The sequence below is a fragment of the Neobacillus drentensis genome, assembly GCF_021560175.1.
Lineage (GTDB): Bacteria > Bacillota > Bacilli > Bacillales > Cytobacillaceae > Neobacillus > Neobacillus drentensis_A.
On record NZ_CP091110.1, the window covers coordinates 537,457 to 557,215 of the forward strand.

Sequence of the window (19,759 nt, forward strand, 5' to 3'; positions counted from 1 at the left end):
GAAGAAAATGACAGAACAACTAAACTGGGTAAATGAAGCGTGGCAGCAAGTGACACAAAAAATAAACAGAACTAGCAAAACAATAGGAGCCAATTTTCCGCATGCAAGTGAAAACGGGACTTATATTCTTGCGGAACCGCACTGGTGGACAGCTGGTTTTTGGCCTGGATTGCTGTGGCTGGTGTATCGGGATACGAAAGATGCAGCATTAAAGCAGCTGGCAGTGGAGTGTGAGGCCAAGTTGGACGCTGTTCAAAATGAGTATTACCGGCTCGATCATGATATGGGGTTTATGTGGACTCTTACCAGTGTTGCCCACTATAAGCTCTTAGGAAATGAGGATTCCAAACGTCGGGCACTCTTGGCTGCCAATCTCCTCATGGGAAGATTTAATGTAAATGGAAATTTTATCAGAGCTTGGAATCCATGGACAGAGGGCGAAGACAATAGCGGGATAGCGATTATTGATTGCATGATGAATTTGCCGCTATTGTACTGGGCCAGTGAAGAAACAGGTGATCCAAGGTTTAAGAGTGTTGCCAAAAGGCATGCTGATACGGTAGTGGAGCATTTCATCCGGAATGATGGCAGTGTTCATCATATTGTCCGTTTTGATCCTGAAAGCGGGAATAAGGTTGAGGCTTTGGGAGGACAAGGCTATGGACCGGAATCTGCATGGTCAAGAGGAACCGCCTGGGCGATTTATGGTCTGACATTGTGCTACCACTATACTGGAGAAGCAAAATACTTAGATAATGCCAAGCGGGTAGCCCATTTCTTTATCTCCCATCTTCCAGAGGATTTTGTTCCTGATTGGGATTTCCGCCTTCCTGCAGAAGTCGATTCTCCAAAGGATTCTTCTGCCGGTGCGATTGCCGCGTCGGGTCTCTTGTTATTGGCAACTGAGGTAACAGCGGCAGAAGCACCTGTTTACAAACAGGCTGGGGAGAAAATACTCGAATCCCTTTATAGGAATTATGGTAATTGGGATGGTTCGGAGGAGGAAGGGTTAATCCTGCATGGGACAAGCCATTTTCCTGAAGGAAAATATACAGATAACCCACTGATTTATGGGGATTACTATTTTGTTGAAGGTCTTGCTAGATTAAAAGGTTACAAGGAATTATTTTGGTAGAATAATCGGCCAGCACGGGACCACTTGTCATTAAAAGGAGCTATAGTATATGTTAAAACTCGACTTACCTATTCAAAAGAATCCTCTCCAAACAAGACGAGATTTTATTGATGCCGTTAATCAAGTGATAAACCCATTAAAGCCTTACTACAGCAAGGGAAGAGCCCTTTTGGAAATTGGTAGTACAGGTGCCGGTTACTCTGATTCAATTGCTGGAATGGAGGGGTTCTCAAGGGTGCTTTGGGGCCTCGTTCCACTATTGGCTGGAGGAGAAGAATCGGAAATCTGGGATGATTGTCTGCAAGGAATCAAGAATGGTACAAACCCTTCCCATGAGGAATACTGGGGAGAAATTACCGACTTCCATCAAAAGGCCGTCGAAATGGCGGCATTTGGCTATTGCTTAGCACTAACACCTGAAAAAGTCTGGGAACCGCTGAATAATCAAGAAAAAGGAAATCTATATAGTTGGCTCAATCAAATTAATCAAATCAACGTATATGACTGTAATTGGCTGTTTTTTCCTGTACTTGTGAACCTTGGTTTTAAAAGAGTGGGATTGCCTTATGATCAGGAAAAGGTAAAGGAAAACCTTGACCGAATTGATCAATTTTATTTAGGAGAAGGATGGTATGCGGACGGAAAGGAAGCGCATTGTGACTATTACGGTCCATTTGCGATCCATTTTTACAGTCTTCTATATTCAGCACTGATGGGTGAAGAAGATCCAATTAGGGCAGTGCATTATAAAAGCAGAGCCGAGTCTTACGCTAAAGACTTTATCTATTGGTTTAGTAGTGATGGTTCTGCCCTTCCATATGGAAGAAGCTTAACCTATAGATTTGCCCAATCTGCTTTTTGGAGTGCGCTCGTATATGCTGGAGCGGAGCCGTTTCCTCTAGGAGTAATGAAGGGACTGATCTTAAGGAACCTTCGTTGGTGGTTTAGTCAGCCAATTTTTGATTCTAATGGTTTGTTGACCATCGGCTACCGATATCCTAATTTGATTATGGCCGAGAATTATAATTCACCAGGCTCTCCATATTGGGCCCTGAAGACTTTTTTACCCCTGGCGTTAACAGAAAATCACCCTTTTTGGCAAGCGGAGGAGCTGCCGCTGCCAGTTTTAAAGCAGAAGGTGGTGCAGCCAGTTCCACGCTTTATCATGTGCAGACAGGAAGACAAAGATCATATTGTTGCGTTTAATGCGGGATACCAGCATACGAATGACCACTCACATACTGCGGCCAAATATGAAAAATTTGTTTACTCCAATGTATTTGGTTTTAGTGTTTCAAAAGCAGAGTGGGGGCTTGGGCAAAGTGCATTTGATTCAATGCTGGCTGTAAGCGAGGGTGATAATATCTTTAGAGGTAAAAGAAAGTGTGAAGAATATACTATTGATGAAAACGTGATTTATACAAAATGGAAACCGTGGGAGGATGTTGTGATCCGAACCTGGATTGTGGCAGGGGCGCCGTGGCACATCCGCATCCATTGTATTGAGACAAGTAGAGGCCTTGATGTTGCGGACGGTGGATTCGCCCTAGGCCTAGAACATAACTCATTTATAGATCAAAAAATGGAAGTATTGGCGAATAAGCAAGAAAGCTTGGCCATATTACCGTGGGGAGCAAGCGGCATCAAAAGTATCTTTGGAAACGGGCAGGCGGAGGTGGTCTATCCAAATGCAAATACGAATTTGATGAATGCCCGGACAATCATTCCGTCAGTAAAGACAAGCTTTAAGCCAGGTAAGCATTGTCTGGTAAATGCTGTGTTTGGGGAACCGAGCGGTAAGAACGCTATTAATCTATGGGGCAATGTACCACATGTTGTGGTTACGGATGGAGAAATTATTATTGGAGAGGGACTTGAGAAAATTACTATTCCAATAGGTAAGGAAGATTAGCAAGAAAGAGCCTTGGTATACAGGCTCTTTTCTTGTGTAAAAGTAGCTTTGGCGATCTAGATTTAAGTTCGAGGCAGAGGGGCTGTAATCTAAAGTACTCTAGGAAGGGTTGACCACTTTAAGAAAAACAAGTAAAATACAAGTAAAATGTTTTACTTTAATACATGTGACATACCATTGATAAATAAGTGAAATTAATACTTTTAAAATTTTATGTAAACGATAACAGAAGTGGAGGTGAATAGAATGGCGACAATTAAAGATATTGCCGAAGAGTCCGGTTTTTCAATCTCAACGGTATCACGTGTCTTAAACAATGATCAAAGCCTTTCTGTTCCGGATGAAACAAGGGAAAAAATATATGAAATTGCTGAAAAACTAAACTATCGTAAGAAAACGGTAAGGCTCCTAGTAAAGAATATTGCCTTTTTGTATTGGTTAACAGATATTGAAGAATTAGAAGATGTCTATTTTAAGACGATGAGAATCGAAATTGAAAAGTGGGCAAGTAAATATAATATCGAGCTAACCACTTATAAAATAAGCGATGGAATCGAGAAAATCCCTGATACAATTGAAGGCTTTATCGCCGTAGGGATGTTTTCAGACAAAGAGTTAGCCTACTTGAGAAAGATTACGACAAAGGGTGTTTTTCTCGATACAACACCAGACCCGAATCATTATGATTCCGTCCGGCCTGATTTAGTGCAAATGACAAGAAGAACGGTGGACTTTTTAATCGAAAAAGGTCATTCCGATATTGGTTTAATTGGCGGTACCTATCATAACCCCAATACAGACCAAGATGAAATGGATATACGTGAACAGACGTTTCGTTCGTATATGGCAGAGAAGGGGTTATTAAAGGAGCAATTTATTTTCTGTCAGAGAGGATTTTCTGTAGAAACGGGTTATCGGATGATGACACACGCTATAAAAAAACTCGGGGATGGGTTACCAACCGCCTTCTTTATTGCAGCAGATCCGATTGCTGTCGGCTGTCTGCAAGCATTAAATGAAAATGGAATCGCTATTCCTAATCGTGTAAGCATTATTAGTGTTAACAATATTAGTGTGGCGAAATATGTATCACCTCCATTGACGACCTTTCATATTGATTTGAAGGAAATATGTAAAAACGCTATCGAATTGCTTCTAGAGCAAGTCTTGGAGAAACGTAAAATCGTAAAAACTTTATACTTAGGATCGGAACTAATAGTCAGAAAGAGTACTAATTAGAAAGCAGTAAAACTACTGCTTTTCTTTTTTTTTGTTATTTTCGTAAAAAAATTCACTTAATCTAGTAAAAAAGTTGTTTACATATTTTCCTATGAGTGATATATTATTTCTTGTAAAACGCTTTCACTTAATTGACTTGAAAGGACGAATAATATGAAGAATTTTAAGAAATACGCTGGAATTGTTAGCGGACTTGCATTAAGTTTCTCTTTAGTTGCTTGTGGACCACAGGATAGCGGTAAGTCAACCTCAGATACTTCCAAGAGTGACAATAAAACCAACCAGCTATTAGTTTGGGAGGATCAACAGAAGGCAGATGGTATCAAAGATGCCGTTGCTCAATTTGAAAAAGATCATAATGTAAAAATTAAAGTCGTTGAAAAGCCGTATGCGAAACAAATTGAAGGCCTGCGTTTAGATGGTCCAGCTGGGACTGGCCCTGATGTATTAACTATGCCTGGTGATCAAATTGGCACAGCTGTAACAGAAGGATTGATTAAAGAATTAAACGTAGGTGACGATGTTCAATCAATCTATACCGATGTTGCGATGCAATCACAAAAAGTGGACGGTAAGGTTTACGGCCTTCCAAAAGCAGTCGAAACAACCATGCTTTACTATAATAAAGACCTAATTGCAGAAAAAGATCTGCCAAAAACCCTCAATGAATGGTACGAGTATGATAAGAAAGTAACAAAAGGCGGCAATTATGGATTCTTAGCCCTATTTGACCAAATTTATTATGCTCAAAGTGTGATGAGTGGTTATGGCGGCTATATCTTTAATAAAGATGACAAAGGAAATTATGATCCAGCTAACATTGGCATCAATAACGCAGGTGCTGTACAGGGTGCAGAAATTATTCAAAAGTTCTATAAAGAAAAATTATTCCCTGCCGGTATTATCGGAGCGCAAGGTATTAATGTATTAGAATCATTATTTACATCTGGAAAAGCCGCGGCAATCATTTCTGGTCCTTGGAATATCGAACCATTCACTAAAGCGGGCGTGAATTATGGTGTAGCGAAACTTCCAGCATTAGATAATGGTAAAAATATGAGCGCATTTGTTGGTGTAAAAAGCTATAACGTAAGTGCTTATTCGAAAAATGCTGACATGGCCCAACAGCTGGTTGAATTCTTAGCTAACAAGGATAATTCGAAGAAACGTTTCGAAATTACAAAAGAAGTTCCTGCTGTTAAAGATTTAGCTAATGACCCAGTAGTAACGGAGAGTGATGCCGCAAAAGCGGTAGCTGAGCAATCTCAATTCTCAGAATTAACACCAAATATTCCTGAGATGAACGAAGTTTGGACTCCTGCTGATGCAGCATTACAAACCATTGCAACTGGAAAGGCACAGCCAAAAGCAGCTTTAAATCAAGCAGCTGAAACCATTAAAGGACAAATTAAAGCAAAACACAGCAAATAATTAGGTATAAGGATGGTGTCAAACGCCAAATGATGTTTGACACCATTTGTTTTCTAAATACCGCATCCATAAGAGGTGAAAAACTATGCAGCATCGTAAAGCAGCTCTAGTACTTTCTGTCATTCCTGGCCTTGGCCAACTGTACAATAAGCAATGGGTTAAAGGGTTAGTGTTCCTTATCTTAGGGGTATCGTTCATTGCGGTGTTTAAAGATCTATTAAATATGGGTTTTTGGGGTTTATTGACACTGGGGACGGAAGTGCCGCGTGATAACTCGATTTTCCTATTAGCTGAAGGGATTATTGCCCTTATTGTGACCGCGTTTGGACTTGCCGTTTATTACGCAAATTTCCGAGATGCCTATAAAAATGGCAAAATGCGTGACGGAAATATGGAACCAACTTCTCTTAGGGAAGATTATCATAATTTAATTTCACAAGGTTATCCATATGTCATTAGTGGACCTTCACTGTTTATTTTAATCTTCGCAGTTGTCTTTCCGATTTTATTCAGTTTTGCTCTAGCTTTTACGAATTATGATTTATACCATTCACCACCTGCGCACTTAGCTGATTGGGTTGGTTTAAACACTTTTAAGCAAATATTTACCGTAGATATTTGGCGTTCCACATTTTTTGATGTTTTAAGCTGGACCGTCATCTGGACGCTAGTTGCTTCAACTGTTCAAGTAGCTCTTGGTATTTTCTTGGCAGTCCTAGTAAATCAAAAGGACCTTAAATTTAAAAGGCTTTATCGTACGATCTTAGTTTTACCTTGGGCAGTACCAGGGTTTGTTACGATTTTAATCTTTGCTGGTCTGTTTAACGACAGCTTTGGGGCAATTAATAACACGATTTTAGCAGCGTTTGGAATCGATCCAATTCCTTGGATGACCGATGCGGGCTGGTCCAAATTAGCGCTTATTCTGATGCAGGGCTGGCTTGGATTCCCTTATATTTTTATCGTGACAACAGGCGTTCTTCAGTCGATTCCTGATGATCTTTATGAAGCAGCCACAATTGATGGAGCTTCCATCTTTGCGAAATTTAGACATATCACTATGCCAATGATTCTACTTGCAATGGCACCAATTATTATTACTCAATATACGTTTAACTTTAATAACTTCAACATTATTTATCTGTTTAACGGCGGCGGACCAGCTGTTCCGGGATCAAATGCCGGCGGCACCGATATATTAGTATCTTGGATTTACAAATTGACCATGCAATCAAGTCAATACTCACTTGCAGCAGCCTTAACTATTTTATTATCTGTATTTGTCATTGCGATTGCTTTATGGCAGTTCAGAAGAACAAATTCATTTAAGGAGGGGGCTTAATAATGCTGACAGGAATGAAGAGCAATCGATTCTTTCGTCTCCTTAGTTCACATGTCATCTTAATTCTAATGGCGGTAATTATTATTTACCCCTTACTTTGGACAGTAGGGGCAAGTTTTAATCCTGGTAACAGTTTAGTTAGTAATTCAATTATCCCTAAAAATCCAACCTTGGATCATTATAAAGAATTGTTTGCTGGAAAAGAAAGTCTGCAATATGGACGCTGGTATTTGAACTCTCTTAAAATCAGTATTTTTACGATGATCGGTTCGGTTATCAGCGTGTCCTTTACGGCTTATGCCTTTTCGCGTTTCCGCTTTAAAGGAAGAAAGAATGCCCTAACTTTGTTTTTGCTGCTACAGATGATTCCGCAATTTTCAGCGCTAATTGCTCTGTTCGTACTAGCACAGCTTCTTGGTATGATGAACAGCCACTGGCTGTTAATCCTTCTGTATATTGGCGGTACGATTCCAATGAATACCTATTTGATGAAAGGGTATATGGATTCCATTCCGATGGATCTAGATGAAAGTGCCAAAATCGATGGTGCAAGCAATACAAGAATCTTCTTGCAAATTATCATGCCACTATCAAGACCAATGCTAGCGGTCGTTGCGATGAATGGATTTACGGGACCACTTGGGGATTTCGTTATGTCCTCAACCATCTTGAGAACACCTGAATCCTACACATTGCCAATTGGACTATACAATTTAGTCAATGAAGTAATGGGGGCAAGTTACACAACCTTTGCTGCAGGGGCTATTCTCATCAGTATACCAATTGCTGTCGCCTTCCTGTTATTGCAAAAGCACTTTGTTTCAGGCTTAACGGCTGGTGGAACAAAAGGTTAATGGAACAACATGAATTGATAAATGGTAGAAGGAGATTATTATGAAAAATCATGAAAAGACCTATACAACGAAAGCAAACTTCATGCTTCATGGTGGAGACTATAACCCGGATCAATGGTTAGATCGGCCTGATATTTTAGCAGACGATATCAAATTAATGCAGCTTGCACATACAAATACGTTCTCTGTCGGCATCTTTGCTTGGGCAGCGTTGGAGCCGGAAGAGGGAGTTTACAACTTTGAGTGGTTAGATGAGATTTTCAACAACATTCATGGTATGGACGGACGGGTTATTTTAGCTACTCCAAGCGGGGCACGTCCTGCATGGATGTCACAAAAATATCCAGAAGTTCTGCGTGTAAATGGTGCGCGGGTAAAGCAATTGCATGGAGGAAGACATAATCATTGTTTTACTTCAGAGGTTTATCGTGAAAAAACACAGAAGATCAATCGATTGCTCGCAGAACGATACGGAAACCACCCAGCTTTATTAATGTGGCATATTTCTAACGAGTACGGCGGTGAATGTCATTGTGAAAAGTGTCAGCATGCTTTTAGAAGCTGGCTTAAAGAAAAATACGATAACGATCTTAAAGCACTGAATGATGCTTGGTGGGGGCCGTTTTGGAGTCATACCTTTACGGATTGGTCACAAATTGAATCGCCATCACCAATCGGAGAAAATATGGTTCACGGCTTAAACCTTGATTGGCGCCGGTTTGTTACGGACCAAACGATTTCATTCTTTGAAAATGAGATTGTTCCGATAAAAGAATTGACACCAGATATTCCGATTACCACAAACTTTATGGCAGATACGCATGAACTTATTCCATTCCAGGCCTTGGACTATAGCAAGTTTGCGAAACATCTCGATGTGATTAGCTGGGATGCCTACCCTGCATGGCACAATGACTGGGAAAGCACCGCTGATTTAGCGATGAAGGTTGGCTTTATCGATGACCTATACCGCAGTTTAAAACAACAGCCATTTTTATTAATGGAATCTACCCCAAGCGCTGTCAATTGGCATACTGTCAATAAAGCAAAACGCCCGGGAATGCACCTGCTTGCGTCAATGCAAATGGTTGCCCATGGATCTGATAGCGTGATGTATTTCCAATGGCGGAAATCGCGCGGATCGTCGGAAAAGTTCCATGGTGCGGTTGTTGACCATGACAATAGTTCGGAAAACCGTGTGTTTAAAGAAGTAGCGCTGGTTGGTCAAACATTAGAAAAGCTGTCTGATGTGGTTGGAACCAATCGTCCGGCTGATGTGGCAATCCTGTATGATTGGGAAAGCAACTGGGCTTTAAATGATGCCCAAGGGTTTGGATTGGAGACCAAGCGTTATCCACAAACATTACAACAGCATTATAAGACCTTCTGGGAAAAAGATATCCCTGTTGATGTGATTACGAAAGAACAAGATTTTTCTTCCTATAAACTTTTGATTGTTCCGATGCTTTATTTAGTAAGTGAAGAAACCATTGCCCGATTAAAGACATTTGTTGCAAATGGCGGCAGATTAGTTATGACCTATATCAGTGGACTTGTTAATGAACATGATCTAACGTATTTGGGCGGCTGGCACAAAGATTTGCAAGAGATGTTTGGGATGAAGCCGGTTGAAACCGATACATTATATCCAAGCGATAAAAACTATGTAAGCTATCGCAATCAGTCATATGAACTGAAAGACTATGCTACTGTTATTGAGCTAGCTGCTGCAAAGACAGAGGGTCAATATGAACAAGACTTTTATGCCAATACTCCAGCGGTAACGAGCCATGAATATGAAAAAGGAAAAACCTACTATATTGGCGGTCGGTTAGAAGATGCCTTCCATCGTGAATTTTACCAGGAATTAATCAATGAATTAGCACTTCAGCCAGTTGTTTCTGTAAAACATGAAATGGGTGTTTCGGTGCAAGTTAGACAAGCGCCTGAACAAGATTATATCTTTATCATGAATTTTACCGAAGAAAAGCAGCCGATCGTCATTGAGGATCATCTAAAAGATTTAGTTACCAGTGCTGAGCTGACGGGTGAGTTTACATTGGAAAAATATGAGGTTCGTATTTTAGAAAAAGCTAGAAATCATACTAGGTGATGATGAGCCGGGTTCTTCCCGCTCAGATTTATCCTAACTGTAGAAAACATCCATTCTGATCGTGTGAGTGGATGTCTTTTCTGTAGTTTGATAGTTTTACAATCTATTGGAACCGCTTCCTTGATGATTTAGCAATAGTGTTGCTATTTTCATAAAAACAAATGAGAGGGTGGGAGAATTTGAGAAGAACAGTCAAACCGTTTGTGATTCTATTAACTGTTGTGATGGTGTTTAGTACACTTCTGTTCAATAGTCACATTAGTTTTGCGGCAGATTCACAGACTCCAAACGTAAAGAATGGAGGATTTGAAAGCGATTTTTGGAGTGATGGTTCATGGAATATTGACACAACCAATTGGGAGAATTTCGATATTAGCCAATTTGCTTATACAAATGACCCTTGGATGACGAAAGATGAAGGAGATCATGCATTTAAATATTGGATCAAAGATACTGCAACAGGGAATCCATCCTTTACTATACAACAAACGATTCCAAATCTTCCAGCCGGAAGCTATGAGTTATCGGTAAAATCGATGGGTGGAGCAGCTTCTGAAGCAGGAAGTATTAAACTTTTTGCAGGCACAAATTCGATCAATGCTGTTGCGACAACAGGTTACAATAATTGGGGAAAAATTACCTTGAGATTCAATTTAAACGAAGACACGTCTAATTTAAAAATTGGTGCAGTAGTTTCCGGAGCACCAAAGGCATGGGGATATTTAGATAGCTTTAATTTAACCTCTCTCAATAGTGGAAATGTTCCCCAACCTGTTAATGCTGATATTTTTGTAAAAAAAGTAGATGGAATCAATAAGGATTTCATTAAAGGTGTCGACGTCTCTAGTGTTATTTCTTTAGAAGACAGCGGAGTTAAATTTTATAATACGGACGGAGAAGTGCAGGACATTTTTAAAACCTTGCACGATGCTGGAGTTAATTACATTCGGGTCCGTGTCTGGAATAATCCTTACGATTCACAAGGAAATGGCTATGGCGGCGGAAATAACGATTTAGCTAAGGCAGTTGAAATTGGCAAACGAGCAACTGCTAACGGAATGAAGCTGTTAGTAGACTTCCATTATTCCGATTTCTGGGCAGACCCAGCTAAACAACAGGTACCAAAAGCATGGGCAAACTTAAGTTTTGATGATAAGAAAACAGCTTTATATAACTATACTAAAAAAAGCCTGGAGACCATGAAGGCTGCGGGAATAAATATTGGTATGGTTCAAGTTGGCAATGAAACGAATGGAGGAGTTGCCGGTGAAAAGGATTGGACGAAAATTAGTTCTTTATTTAATGAAGGAAGTAAAGCGGTAAGAGCAGTTGATCCGAATATCTTAGTGGCTGTTCATTTTACGAATCCTGAAACAGCGGGAAGGTATGCTTCCTATGCTGAAACACTTGCTAAAAATAACGTAGATTATGATGTATTTGCCAGCTCATATTATCCATTCTGGCATGGTACATTAAGTAATTTGACATCAGTTTTAAAAAATGTTGCTGACACGTATGGCAAAAAGGTGATGGTGGCTGAAACATCTTATGCTTATACCGCAGCAGATGGAGATGGACACGGAAATACGGCACCAAAGGATGCTGGTCAAACGTTAAATTATCCAATTACAGTCCAAGGCCAAGCCAATTCTGTGAGGGATGTCATTCAAGCGGTTGCTAATGTTGGTGAAGCTGGGATCGGTGTATTTTATTGGGAACCAGCGTGGATACCGGTCGGGACTCCACAAGAGTTAACGCGAAATAAACAGCTTTGGGAACAATATGGATCCGGTTGGGCGGCTAGTTATTCTAAGGAATACGATCCAGCCGATGCTGGTGTTTGGTACGGCGGCAGTGCTGTTGACAATCAGGCTATGTTTGATTTTACTGGACATCCGCTTGCTTCTTTAAATGTCTTTAACTATGTTGATACTGGTGCGGTTGCCCCGTTGGCTATTGACGAAATTAAGGATATTTCCGTTAGTGCTGTACAAGGCGACACAATCACTTTACCAAAAACCGTTGTGGTTACTTATAATGATGGAAGCACTGGGACGGTTTCAGTTACATGGGATCACGACGCACTTACCGCTGCTATCAAAAGTGGAACAGGTAATTATCTGATTAATGGTATTGTTGAAGGTGGAGCCACGGTTAAGGCACATCTTCAAATCAAAGCAGAAAACTTTGTATTGAACCCAAGTTTTGAAAATAGTAATCGAACGATGTGGAAAATTATTTATCAAAATGGAACTGCAGCACACACCGATTATCAGCAAAAAGCTTCAGATGCCAAAACAGGCAATTATTCGTTGCACTTTTACTCGGCTGCTGGAGTCGATTTTAGAGTAGAACAGACGATTTCAGGCTTAAGGCCGGGATACTATAATCTTTCTATGTTTCTACAAGGTGGGGACGCCGTAAATCCAGTAATGAATCTCTATGCCAAAACGGGCGATAAAGAAATAAAAGTCAATACAGGTGTAAATGGCTGGGTAAATTGGAGTAATCCTGAAATCCCAAATATTCTTGTTAAAGATGGAACCATAACAATTGGAGCAAGTATAAAAGCTAATGGCGGTGCATGGGGAAGTTTAGATGATTTCTATTTATATCGGTCAAATGATCAAGATACGCAGGCTCCTGTAACTAATGCGAATCTTTCAGGCCAAGCTGTTAATGGCTGGTATAATCAGAATGTGAATGTGAGTTTAAATGGTACTGATGATCAATCGGGACTGGCAGCAACAGAATATAAAGTTAATGATGGTAATTGGCAAACGTATAGCGGACCATTTGATGTGACAACAGAAGGGGGAAATATTATTCAATACCGAAGCACAGATCAAGTGGGGAATGTCGAAAAGGCACAATCTGTAACAGTGAAAATTGATAAAACCGCTCCGACATTGAATGTTTCTTTTAACCCTAGCATTCTATTCGACCGAAACCATACGATGATTCCCATTAAGGCATCGGTTGTTGGTGATGATGTTCAATCTGGGCTTAACAGGATTGAATTAGTATCGATTAAAAGTAATCAGTTAGATAATGGAATTGGCGATGGAAATACAGTCAATGATATTCAGGAAGTGGATTTTGGAACCTTTGATACTGATTTTCTGCTGAGAGCAGAGAGAAGTGGAAATGTTGACAGAGTATATACGGTAACCTATAAGGTTTGGGATAATGCTGGAAATTCCGCCGCTCAATCCAATCTGATTATGGTAAAACATGATAATTCGAAAAAATGAGGTATTCTTCCAGTTTAAACGGATCGTATGTGGTTAAGAAACAACTTAACAAGTGAATAAATAAAAAAACGGCGCATGAAGGTAACGGTTCATGCGCCGTTTTTTTATTTTTAGTAATATTTTAGTAAAAATTATTGATTTATTTTACTTTGGTAAGTAAAATAAAAGGTAAGAATCGTAGTAAGTTTTAAGGAAATGAAAAGGATTACATGGATGGAGGAAGATAAAATGACAATCTCAACACTTGATTCTATATTCCAAACTATTTTTAATAAGGCACCGGAAAAATCATTCTTTGCACCAGGGCGGATTAATTTGATTGGTGAACATACCGACTATAATGGCGGCCATGTTTTTCCATGTGCGATTACGTACGGGACCTATGCGGTTGCCAAAAGGCGGGATGACCAGCTTGTTCGTTTCTATTCAGTTAACTTTCCAGACAAAGGTGTCATTGAATTTACGTTAGAACAACTCGAATACAATAAAGATCACAATTGGGCTAACTATCCAAAGGGAATGCTTCGGTACATTTCAGAGGCGGGATATCAAATTCCAACTGGCTTTGAGTGTGTGATTGAAGGAAATATCCCGAATGGTGCTGGTTTATCATCATCTGCTTCAATTGAGTTGTTAACAGGAGTTCTTGTCGCAGGACTGTTTGGTTTAGAGATTCCTCGTCTTGATCTGATTAAAATTGGCAAGCAGGTTGAAAATCAGTTTATTGGTGTTAATAGTGGAATTATGGACCAGTTTGCAATTGGTATGGGCAAGAAGGATGCAGGGATTTTACTTGATTGCCAGACCCTGAAATACGAATACGCACCGATTCAGTTAGAAAATCACAAAATTATCATTATGAATACCAACAAGCGCCGGGAGTTAGCAGACTCAAAATACAATGAGCGCCGAGGCGAATGTGAAGAAGCGTTAAAACAGTTGCAGCAAAAGCTTCCAATTGAAGCGCTTGGACAGCTTTCCGAAGCGGAATTTGATGAAAATCAGTTTTTAATTACCAATGAAATTGTTCGGAAACGGGCAAAGCATGCGGTCTATGAAAATATTAGAACCTTGCGTGCGCTCGAAGAACTAAAGGCTGGAAACTTAGAGACTTTCGGTCAATTGATTAACCAATCACATATCTCGTTGAGAGACGATTATGAAGTAACAGGGATTGAACTTGACAGTTTAGTAGAAGCAGCTTGGAAACAACCGGGTGTCCTCGGGGCACGGATGACTGGAGCAGGCTTTGGCGGCTGTGCGATTGCCATTGTTGAAAATGAACAGGTAGAAAGCTTTATTGCAAATGTGGGAGCGGCATATGCTGACAAGATTGGATATGATGCAGATTTTTATGTAGCTAGCATTGGTGATGGAGCAAAAGAACTATAATAGTAAAGGCTTGGAACGAGCAGGAGCATCAACCAAAAGTTATCAAATTTAGGTGGGGATCAATTATGATTTTTCAATTAGTCCAGCAATTAGTTGAACAGGCGCTTGCTACTCAATTAATTGAGCGTGAAGACGAAATATATGCAAGAAACCAAGTACTCGCACTGCTGCAATTAGAGGAGTATAAGGAAGTTGAACTGGAGGAAAATATCCTAGAGATTCCTGACTTACTTGAAAAGATCGTTGATTATGCAGTGGAGCAGGGAATCGTTGAAGATATCTTTGATCGTAAGGATATTTTTTCAAGTAACATGATGAATTGCTTTATCGCCCGGCCATCGAGTGTGAACACTCAGTTTTATGAAAAGTATCTAGAAAATCCCAAGCAGGCGACGGAATACTTTTATAAGTTAAGTAAAAACAGTAATTACATTCAGATGAAGCGAATCCGCCAAAATATTGAATACAAGGCTAAGACAGAATATGGTGAGTTAGACATTACCATTAATCTATCAAAGCCGGAGAAGGATCCAAAAAGTATTGCAGCCGAGAAGCTGGCGAAAAAGTCCAGCTATCCTAAATGTTTGCTTTGTATCGAAAACGAAGGGTATGCTGGAAGAATCGGCCACCCTGCTCGTTCGAACCATCGGATGATTCGAGTGAATTTAACGGATGAGAATTGGTATTTACAATACTCGCCATACGTCTATTATAATGAACATTGCATTGTGTTAGCGGAAAACCATACGGACATGAAGATCAGTCCTCTCACGTTTAAACGGCTTTTGGAGTTTGTTGAGCAATTCCCTCATTATTTCTTAGGATCTAATGCGGATCTTCCGATTGTTGGGGGCTCTATTTTATCTCATGAGCATTATCAAGGCGGAAACTATCAATTTGCGATGGCCAAGGCAGGTGTTGATTGGAGATTTACCATCGACGGATTTCCGAATGTGGAAGGTTCAATTGTTAAATGGCCAATGTCGGTGATCCGTTTACGGTCAGCAGATACCCGTTCATTGGTGGAAGCTGGAGCCCATATTTTTGAAAAATGGAAAGGCTACAGTGATGAAGCTCTTGATATTTTAGCCTGGACGGATGAAACACCGCATAATACAATTACCCCGATTGCCCGTAAAAATGGTGAGTTGTTTGAGCTAGATTTGGTTCTTCGTAATAACCGGACGAATGAAGAACATCCACTAGGCATTTTCCACCCGCATGCAGATGTTCATCATATCAAGAAGGAAAACATTGGGCTGATTGAAGTAATGGGATTGGCTGTCCTCCCTGCGCGCCTTAAGGGAGAACTGGAAGAGGTAGAAAACTTCCTGCTTGGTAAAACGGATACGGTGGCTGACTATCATCATGATTGGGCAATTGAATTAAAGGACCGTTATGGAACGTCTGTTGACGAAACCAATGTGGAAACGCTGGTAAGAATAGAAACAGGCAAAAAGTTTTTACGAGTATTAGAAGATGCGGGTGTGTTTAAGCGGAATGAAAAGGGAGAGGCAGGATTCCGCCGCTTTATCGATACATTATAATTTTTTCTATATTGAAAAAAAGGAAGTGGAATAGCAATGAAAATGAGTGAGCAGCTTTTTGGCAATTATGCTGGAGCGGATGTGGTAGAGTACACGTTAAGCAATGATTCCGGCATGACCATCGCTTGTTTGAATTATGGCTGTGTGATTACGAAAGTCCTTGTTCCTGACCGGAATGGGAACGTAGAAAATGTAGTCCTAGGTTTTGATAACTTTGAAGATTATCCAAAATGGTCACCGTTTTTCGGTGCTGTTTGCGGACGTGTGGCGGGAAGAATTAAAGGTGCAAGCTTTGAACTGGATGGAAACGAATATACGCTTGAACAAAATGATGGTCTGAATCATCTTCATGGTGGTGTAAAAGGATTTGACTCAGTCATTTGGAAAACGGAAAAAATTGAGGCTGATGACGCTGTTGGTTTGGCATTCTTTTATACTAGTCCAGATGGGGAAGAAGGCTACCCAGGAAATCTAGAAACAAAAGTAACCTACTTGTTAACAAATGAGAATGAACTGAAAGTAAGTTATGAAGCAAGAACAGACAAAAAAACCTTAGTTAACTTAACGAATCATTCCTATTTTAACTTAAGCGGAAATAATAAGCGGAATTGTTCGGAACATGTACTCCAATTGGATAGTGACCGATACGTAGAATTGGCTTCGGATCTTATGCCCACAGGGGAGATGCCGGTGTCAGTGAATACACCGTTTGATTTTACTAACGGAAGAAAATTAAAGGATGGCATCGAGTCTTCCTTTCCGCAAAATGTCTTGGTTGGAAAAGGGTACGACCACCCGCTTGTTTTCTCAAAAGAAGGGGAAAATCAGATTGTCCTAAGTGAGGAAGAGAGCGGACGGGTTCTTGAGATTACGACCGACCAGCCTTGCGTTGTTCTGTATACGTCCAATATGTTAGATGGGGATTTTGAGATTTCGGGTGTAAAGGCTGGAAACTATCTAGGTGTCTGCTTAGAGACCCAAGGGCTGCCAGATGCCATCCATCATTCGAACTTTCCATCCGTCACTTTAAATCCAGAGGATGTATACCGTGCGGCGACCACGTATCGTTTCTTCAACAAGATGTTAGGTGATTGATTTATGGCTACGATAAAAGATATTGCCCAGTTAGCGGGTGTTTCGATCGCAACGGTATCACGTGTGCTGAATTATGATACGACACTTTCTGTCAGCGATGAAACAAAAAAGAAAATTTTTGAGGCGGCTGAGGAACTCTCTTATAAGAAGAAACCGGCTCGGAAACAAGATTCTGGTAAAATTGCTGTCCTGCAGTGGTATACCGAAAAGGAAGAACTAGAAGATCTTTATTATATGTCGATACGGTTAGGCGTTGAAAATCGCTGTCGTCATCATGGTCTCCAGCTTGTTAAGTATTTTCAGGATAACTATGAAGAATTAAAAGAAGATGATGGACTACAAGGGCTGATCGCGATTGGTAAGTTTAGCCGTAAACAGGTGAGCGAATTGCGTTTGATTACTAAGAATATTGTGTTTGTCGACACCTCACCGGATGAAGAGCAGTATGATTCGATTGTCATCGATTTTGAGAAGGCAACGAAGAAGGTGCTTGATTACTTTATCGAAAAGGGCCATACACAAATTGGCTATATTGGCGGAAAAGAGGAATTTAAAGACAAGACTTCCGCGATTGAAGATGCAAGAGAAGAAACCTTTAAACGTTATTTAATGGAAAAAGGGATTTTTGATAAGAGCGTGATGTATAATGGCAAATTTTCAGCGGAAGATGGCCATGCTTTGATGAAACAGGCCATTCAGGAGCATGGTGACAACTTACCGACTGCCTTCTTCGCGGGGAATGACTCGATAGCGGTTGGTGCCTTAAGGGCTTTGCTAGAGGAAGGCATTGCTGTGCCGGAACGGGTTAACCTTATTGGGGTTAATGACATCAGCATTTCAAAATATGTATTTCCAACTTTGAGTACGGTCAAAGTTTATACGGAGCTGATGGGTGAGACAGCGGTCGATACGCTGCTGGAACGGATTGAAGGCAGAAAGACTGCCAAAAAGATTTTCATCGCAACGAAACTCATTATTCGCAACAGCAGCTTCTAATGAAGAATAAAATAGGGGGAATTGTCCATCAAAGATGGACGATTCCCCCTATTTGTCTTTTAATGGTGCCTGTCACCATTTAAACTGTTTACTTGGTGTTTACGTTGCTTTGGTTAGCCAGCCATTCCATGATGGTGGTTGTTTTTCCGTTGATCATGTCTGTTGGTGCATTATTGTATACATAAATCCAAGACCAGTGTCCATTGTATTCGTAGGGGGTACCATCCGCTTTGGTATATAAACCGGAGGTATCTAGTACCCTATCAAATAATGATAAGTGGACATTTTTTGCACCTGCATCGACTAGGCGTTGATACGTAGGTTCCACATATTGGGATGTGATCACTACTGGGTCTGTTTTAGCGGCAATGAACCAGATTGGAAGGTCTTTCAATTTATTAATTTGTGTATCTGTTATTAGCGTATCCTTTAATGCTTCACAAGTTGGGAATGCAGCGGCAAAATAGTTGGTATAGTCGCGAGCCATGAGCATGGTCATATACCCGCCGTTCGAGTCACCGCCGATGTAAATTCTGCTGGTATCAACGTCTTTGTGATTAGCCACATAATCCTTAATTAAAGACATTAAAGCATTCTCATATTTGGAGGTTCCATCTCCCCTGCCGGTAAAACCGTCCATCCAAAAGGTTGGAGTTTGAGGGGCCAGAACGTAGGCACCATTAAAGAAGGATTGCATATCCTTTGAAGCAAAGTTGGCTGCTTTATTGGCGGAGATTGGAATCGTAGGGTCTGTACCGCCTTCACCAGCTCCATGCAGCCAGATAATTAATGGATTCTTATGATTGTCAGTGGCTGGGGAAAAGTCCGCATAAGTTAAACTAACATTGTCATAGGTTCCCTTTCCTGTTGAAAAATCATCTACTAGTTCTCTTGTCTCCCCTGCGAATTGATCCACGACTAATCCTGAAATCGTTCCTGCACTTGTTACAATATCTTTTTGCTGTGTAATGGTATATTTCATATCAATCCAATCATTAAATCCAGTAGTTGCCCAATCATAGTTAAGAGGTGAACCAAGAGATACATCAGGACCAATTTTCATTTCTAAGACTACATATTTTCCTGTTTGGACCACAGGGTTACCATCTTTATCTGCTACATATACTTTAGTGATTGTCCGGTCGCCCTCCTCAAGAAACGGTGTTTTTAACCGTTTATCGCTTCTCGCAACATGGACTTTAAAGGTATCTGCTGTGATAGAGTCTTTTGGGATCGGTTTCCCAACATTGACAATGACTTTCGTTGTTGCTGCGCCCCAATCTTCAATCTCTGTAACCGTTTGGTAAGATGTTGGCTGTGTATTGATTTGTTTCGCGAAAACGTTCGTATTAAATGATAATGTCATCACTGCCGCCATCGCGCCCAACATGGCTCTTTTTTTCATTTTTTTAAGCATTTTCCTTTACCCCCACCACGTTATTTTGGTTG

General features: G+C 40.5%; 13 protein-coding genes. 12 read left to right on the forward strand and 1 reads right to left on the reverse strand.

The annotated features are described in order from the left end of the window. Positions 1–7: 7 nt before the first annotated feature. From L1999_RS02610 to L1999_RS02665, 12 genes are all read left to right on the forward strand, one after another. Complete coding sequence (locus L1999_RS02610) at positions 8–1,135, forward strand: glycoside hydrolase family 88 protein (RefSeq protein ID WP_235742104.1); 1,128 nt, start codon at positions 8–10, stop codon at positions 1,133–1,135. A gap of 49 nt (positions 1,136–1,184) precedes the next feature. Beyond that, positions 1,185–3,047: a DUF2264 domain-containing protein gene (locus L1999_RS02615; protein WP_235742105.1), complete on the forward strand. Its 1,863-nt coding sequence runs from the start codon at positions 1,185–1,187 to the stop codon at positions 3,045–3,047. Between the two features lie 246 nt (positions 3,048–3,293). Next, positions 3,294–4,286 (forward strand): galactan degradation operon transcriptional regulator GanR, encoded by a 993-nt coding sequence (locus L1999_RS02620; protein ID WP_235742106.1) that lies wholly within the window; start codon positions 3,294–3,296, stop codon positions 4,284–4,286. Between the two features lie 153 nt (positions 4,287–4,439). Next, a complete protein-coding gene (locus L1999_RS02625) occupies positions 4,440–5,717 on the forward strand; it encodes an arabinogalactan oligomer ABC transporter substrate-binding protein GanS (RefSeq protein ID WP_235742107.1) in 1,278 nt (425 codons plus the stop codon). An 85-nt stretch (positions 5,718–5,802) separates the two neighbouring features. Then, positions 5,803–7,059 carry a galactooligosaccharide ABC transporter permease GanP gene (locus tag L1999_RS02630; RefSeq protein ID WP_235742108.1) on the forward strand — a complete coding sequence of 419 codons (1,257 nt, stop codon included), beginning with the start codon at positions 5,803–5,805 and terminating at the stop codon, positions 7,057–7,059. Between the two features lie 2 nt (positions 7,060–7,061). After that, positions 7,062–7,913 carry a galactooligosaccharide ABC transporter permease GanQ gene (locus tag L1999_RS02635; protein ID WP_215045287.1) on the forward strand — a complete coding sequence of 284 codons (852 nt, stop codon included), beginning with the start codon at positions 7,062–7,064 and terminating at the stop codon, positions 7,911–7,913. A 37-nt stretch (positions 7,914–7,950) separates the two neighbouring features. Continuing rightward, a complete protein-coding gene (locus tag L1999_RS02640) occupies positions 7,951–10,026 on the forward strand; it encodes a beta-galactosidase GanA (RefSeq protein WP_235744224.1) in 2,076 nt (691 codons plus the stop codon). A 161-nt stretch (positions 10,027–10,187) separates the two neighbouring features. After that, on the forward strand, positions 10,188–13,280 hold the full coding sequence (locus tag L1999_RS02645) for a glycosyl hydrolase 53 family protein (protein ID WP_430539999.1): 3,093 nt from the start codon (positions 10,188–10,190) through the stop codon (positions 13,278–13,280). A 228-nt stretch (positions 13,281–13,508) separates the two neighbouring features. Continuing rightward, complete coding sequence (locus L1999_RS02650) at positions 13,509–14,672, forward strand: galactokinase (protein ID WP_235742109.1); 1,164 nt, start codon at positions 13,509–13,511, stop codon at positions 14,670–14,672. A gap of 65 nt (positions 14,673–14,737) precedes the next feature. Next, entirely contained in the window at positions 14,738–16,219 is a 1,482-nt protein-coding gene (gene galT / locus L1999_RS02655) for a UDP-glucose--hexose-1-phosphate uridylyltransferase (protein ID WP_235742110.1), read from the forward strand. Positions 16,220–16,255: 36 nt separating this feature from the next. Next, positions 16,256–17,314 carry an aldose epimerase family protein gene (locus L1999_RS02660; protein ID WP_235742111.1) on the forward strand — a complete coding sequence of 353 codons (1,059 nt, stop codon included), beginning with the start codon at positions 16,256–16,258 and terminating at the stop codon, positions 17,312–17,314. 3 nt (positions 17,315–17,317) lie between these two features. After that, on the forward strand, positions 17,318–18,310 hold the full coding sequence (locus tag L1999_RS02665; RefSeq protein ID WP_235742112.1) for a LacI family DNA-binding transcriptional regulator: 993 nt from the start codon (positions 17,318–17,320) through the stop codon (positions 18,308–18,310). Between the two features lie 88 nt (positions 18,311–18,398). Here the strand turns inward: L1999_RS02665 and L1999_RS02670 are convergent, their stop codons facing one another. After that, positions 18,399–19,727 (reverse strand): prolyl oligopeptidase family serine peptidase, encoded by a 1,329-nt coding sequence (locus L1999_RS02670; protein WP_235742113.1) that lies wholly within the window; start codon positions 19,725–19,727, stop codon positions 18,399–18,401. Positions 19,728–19,759: the final 32 nt, after the last annotated feature.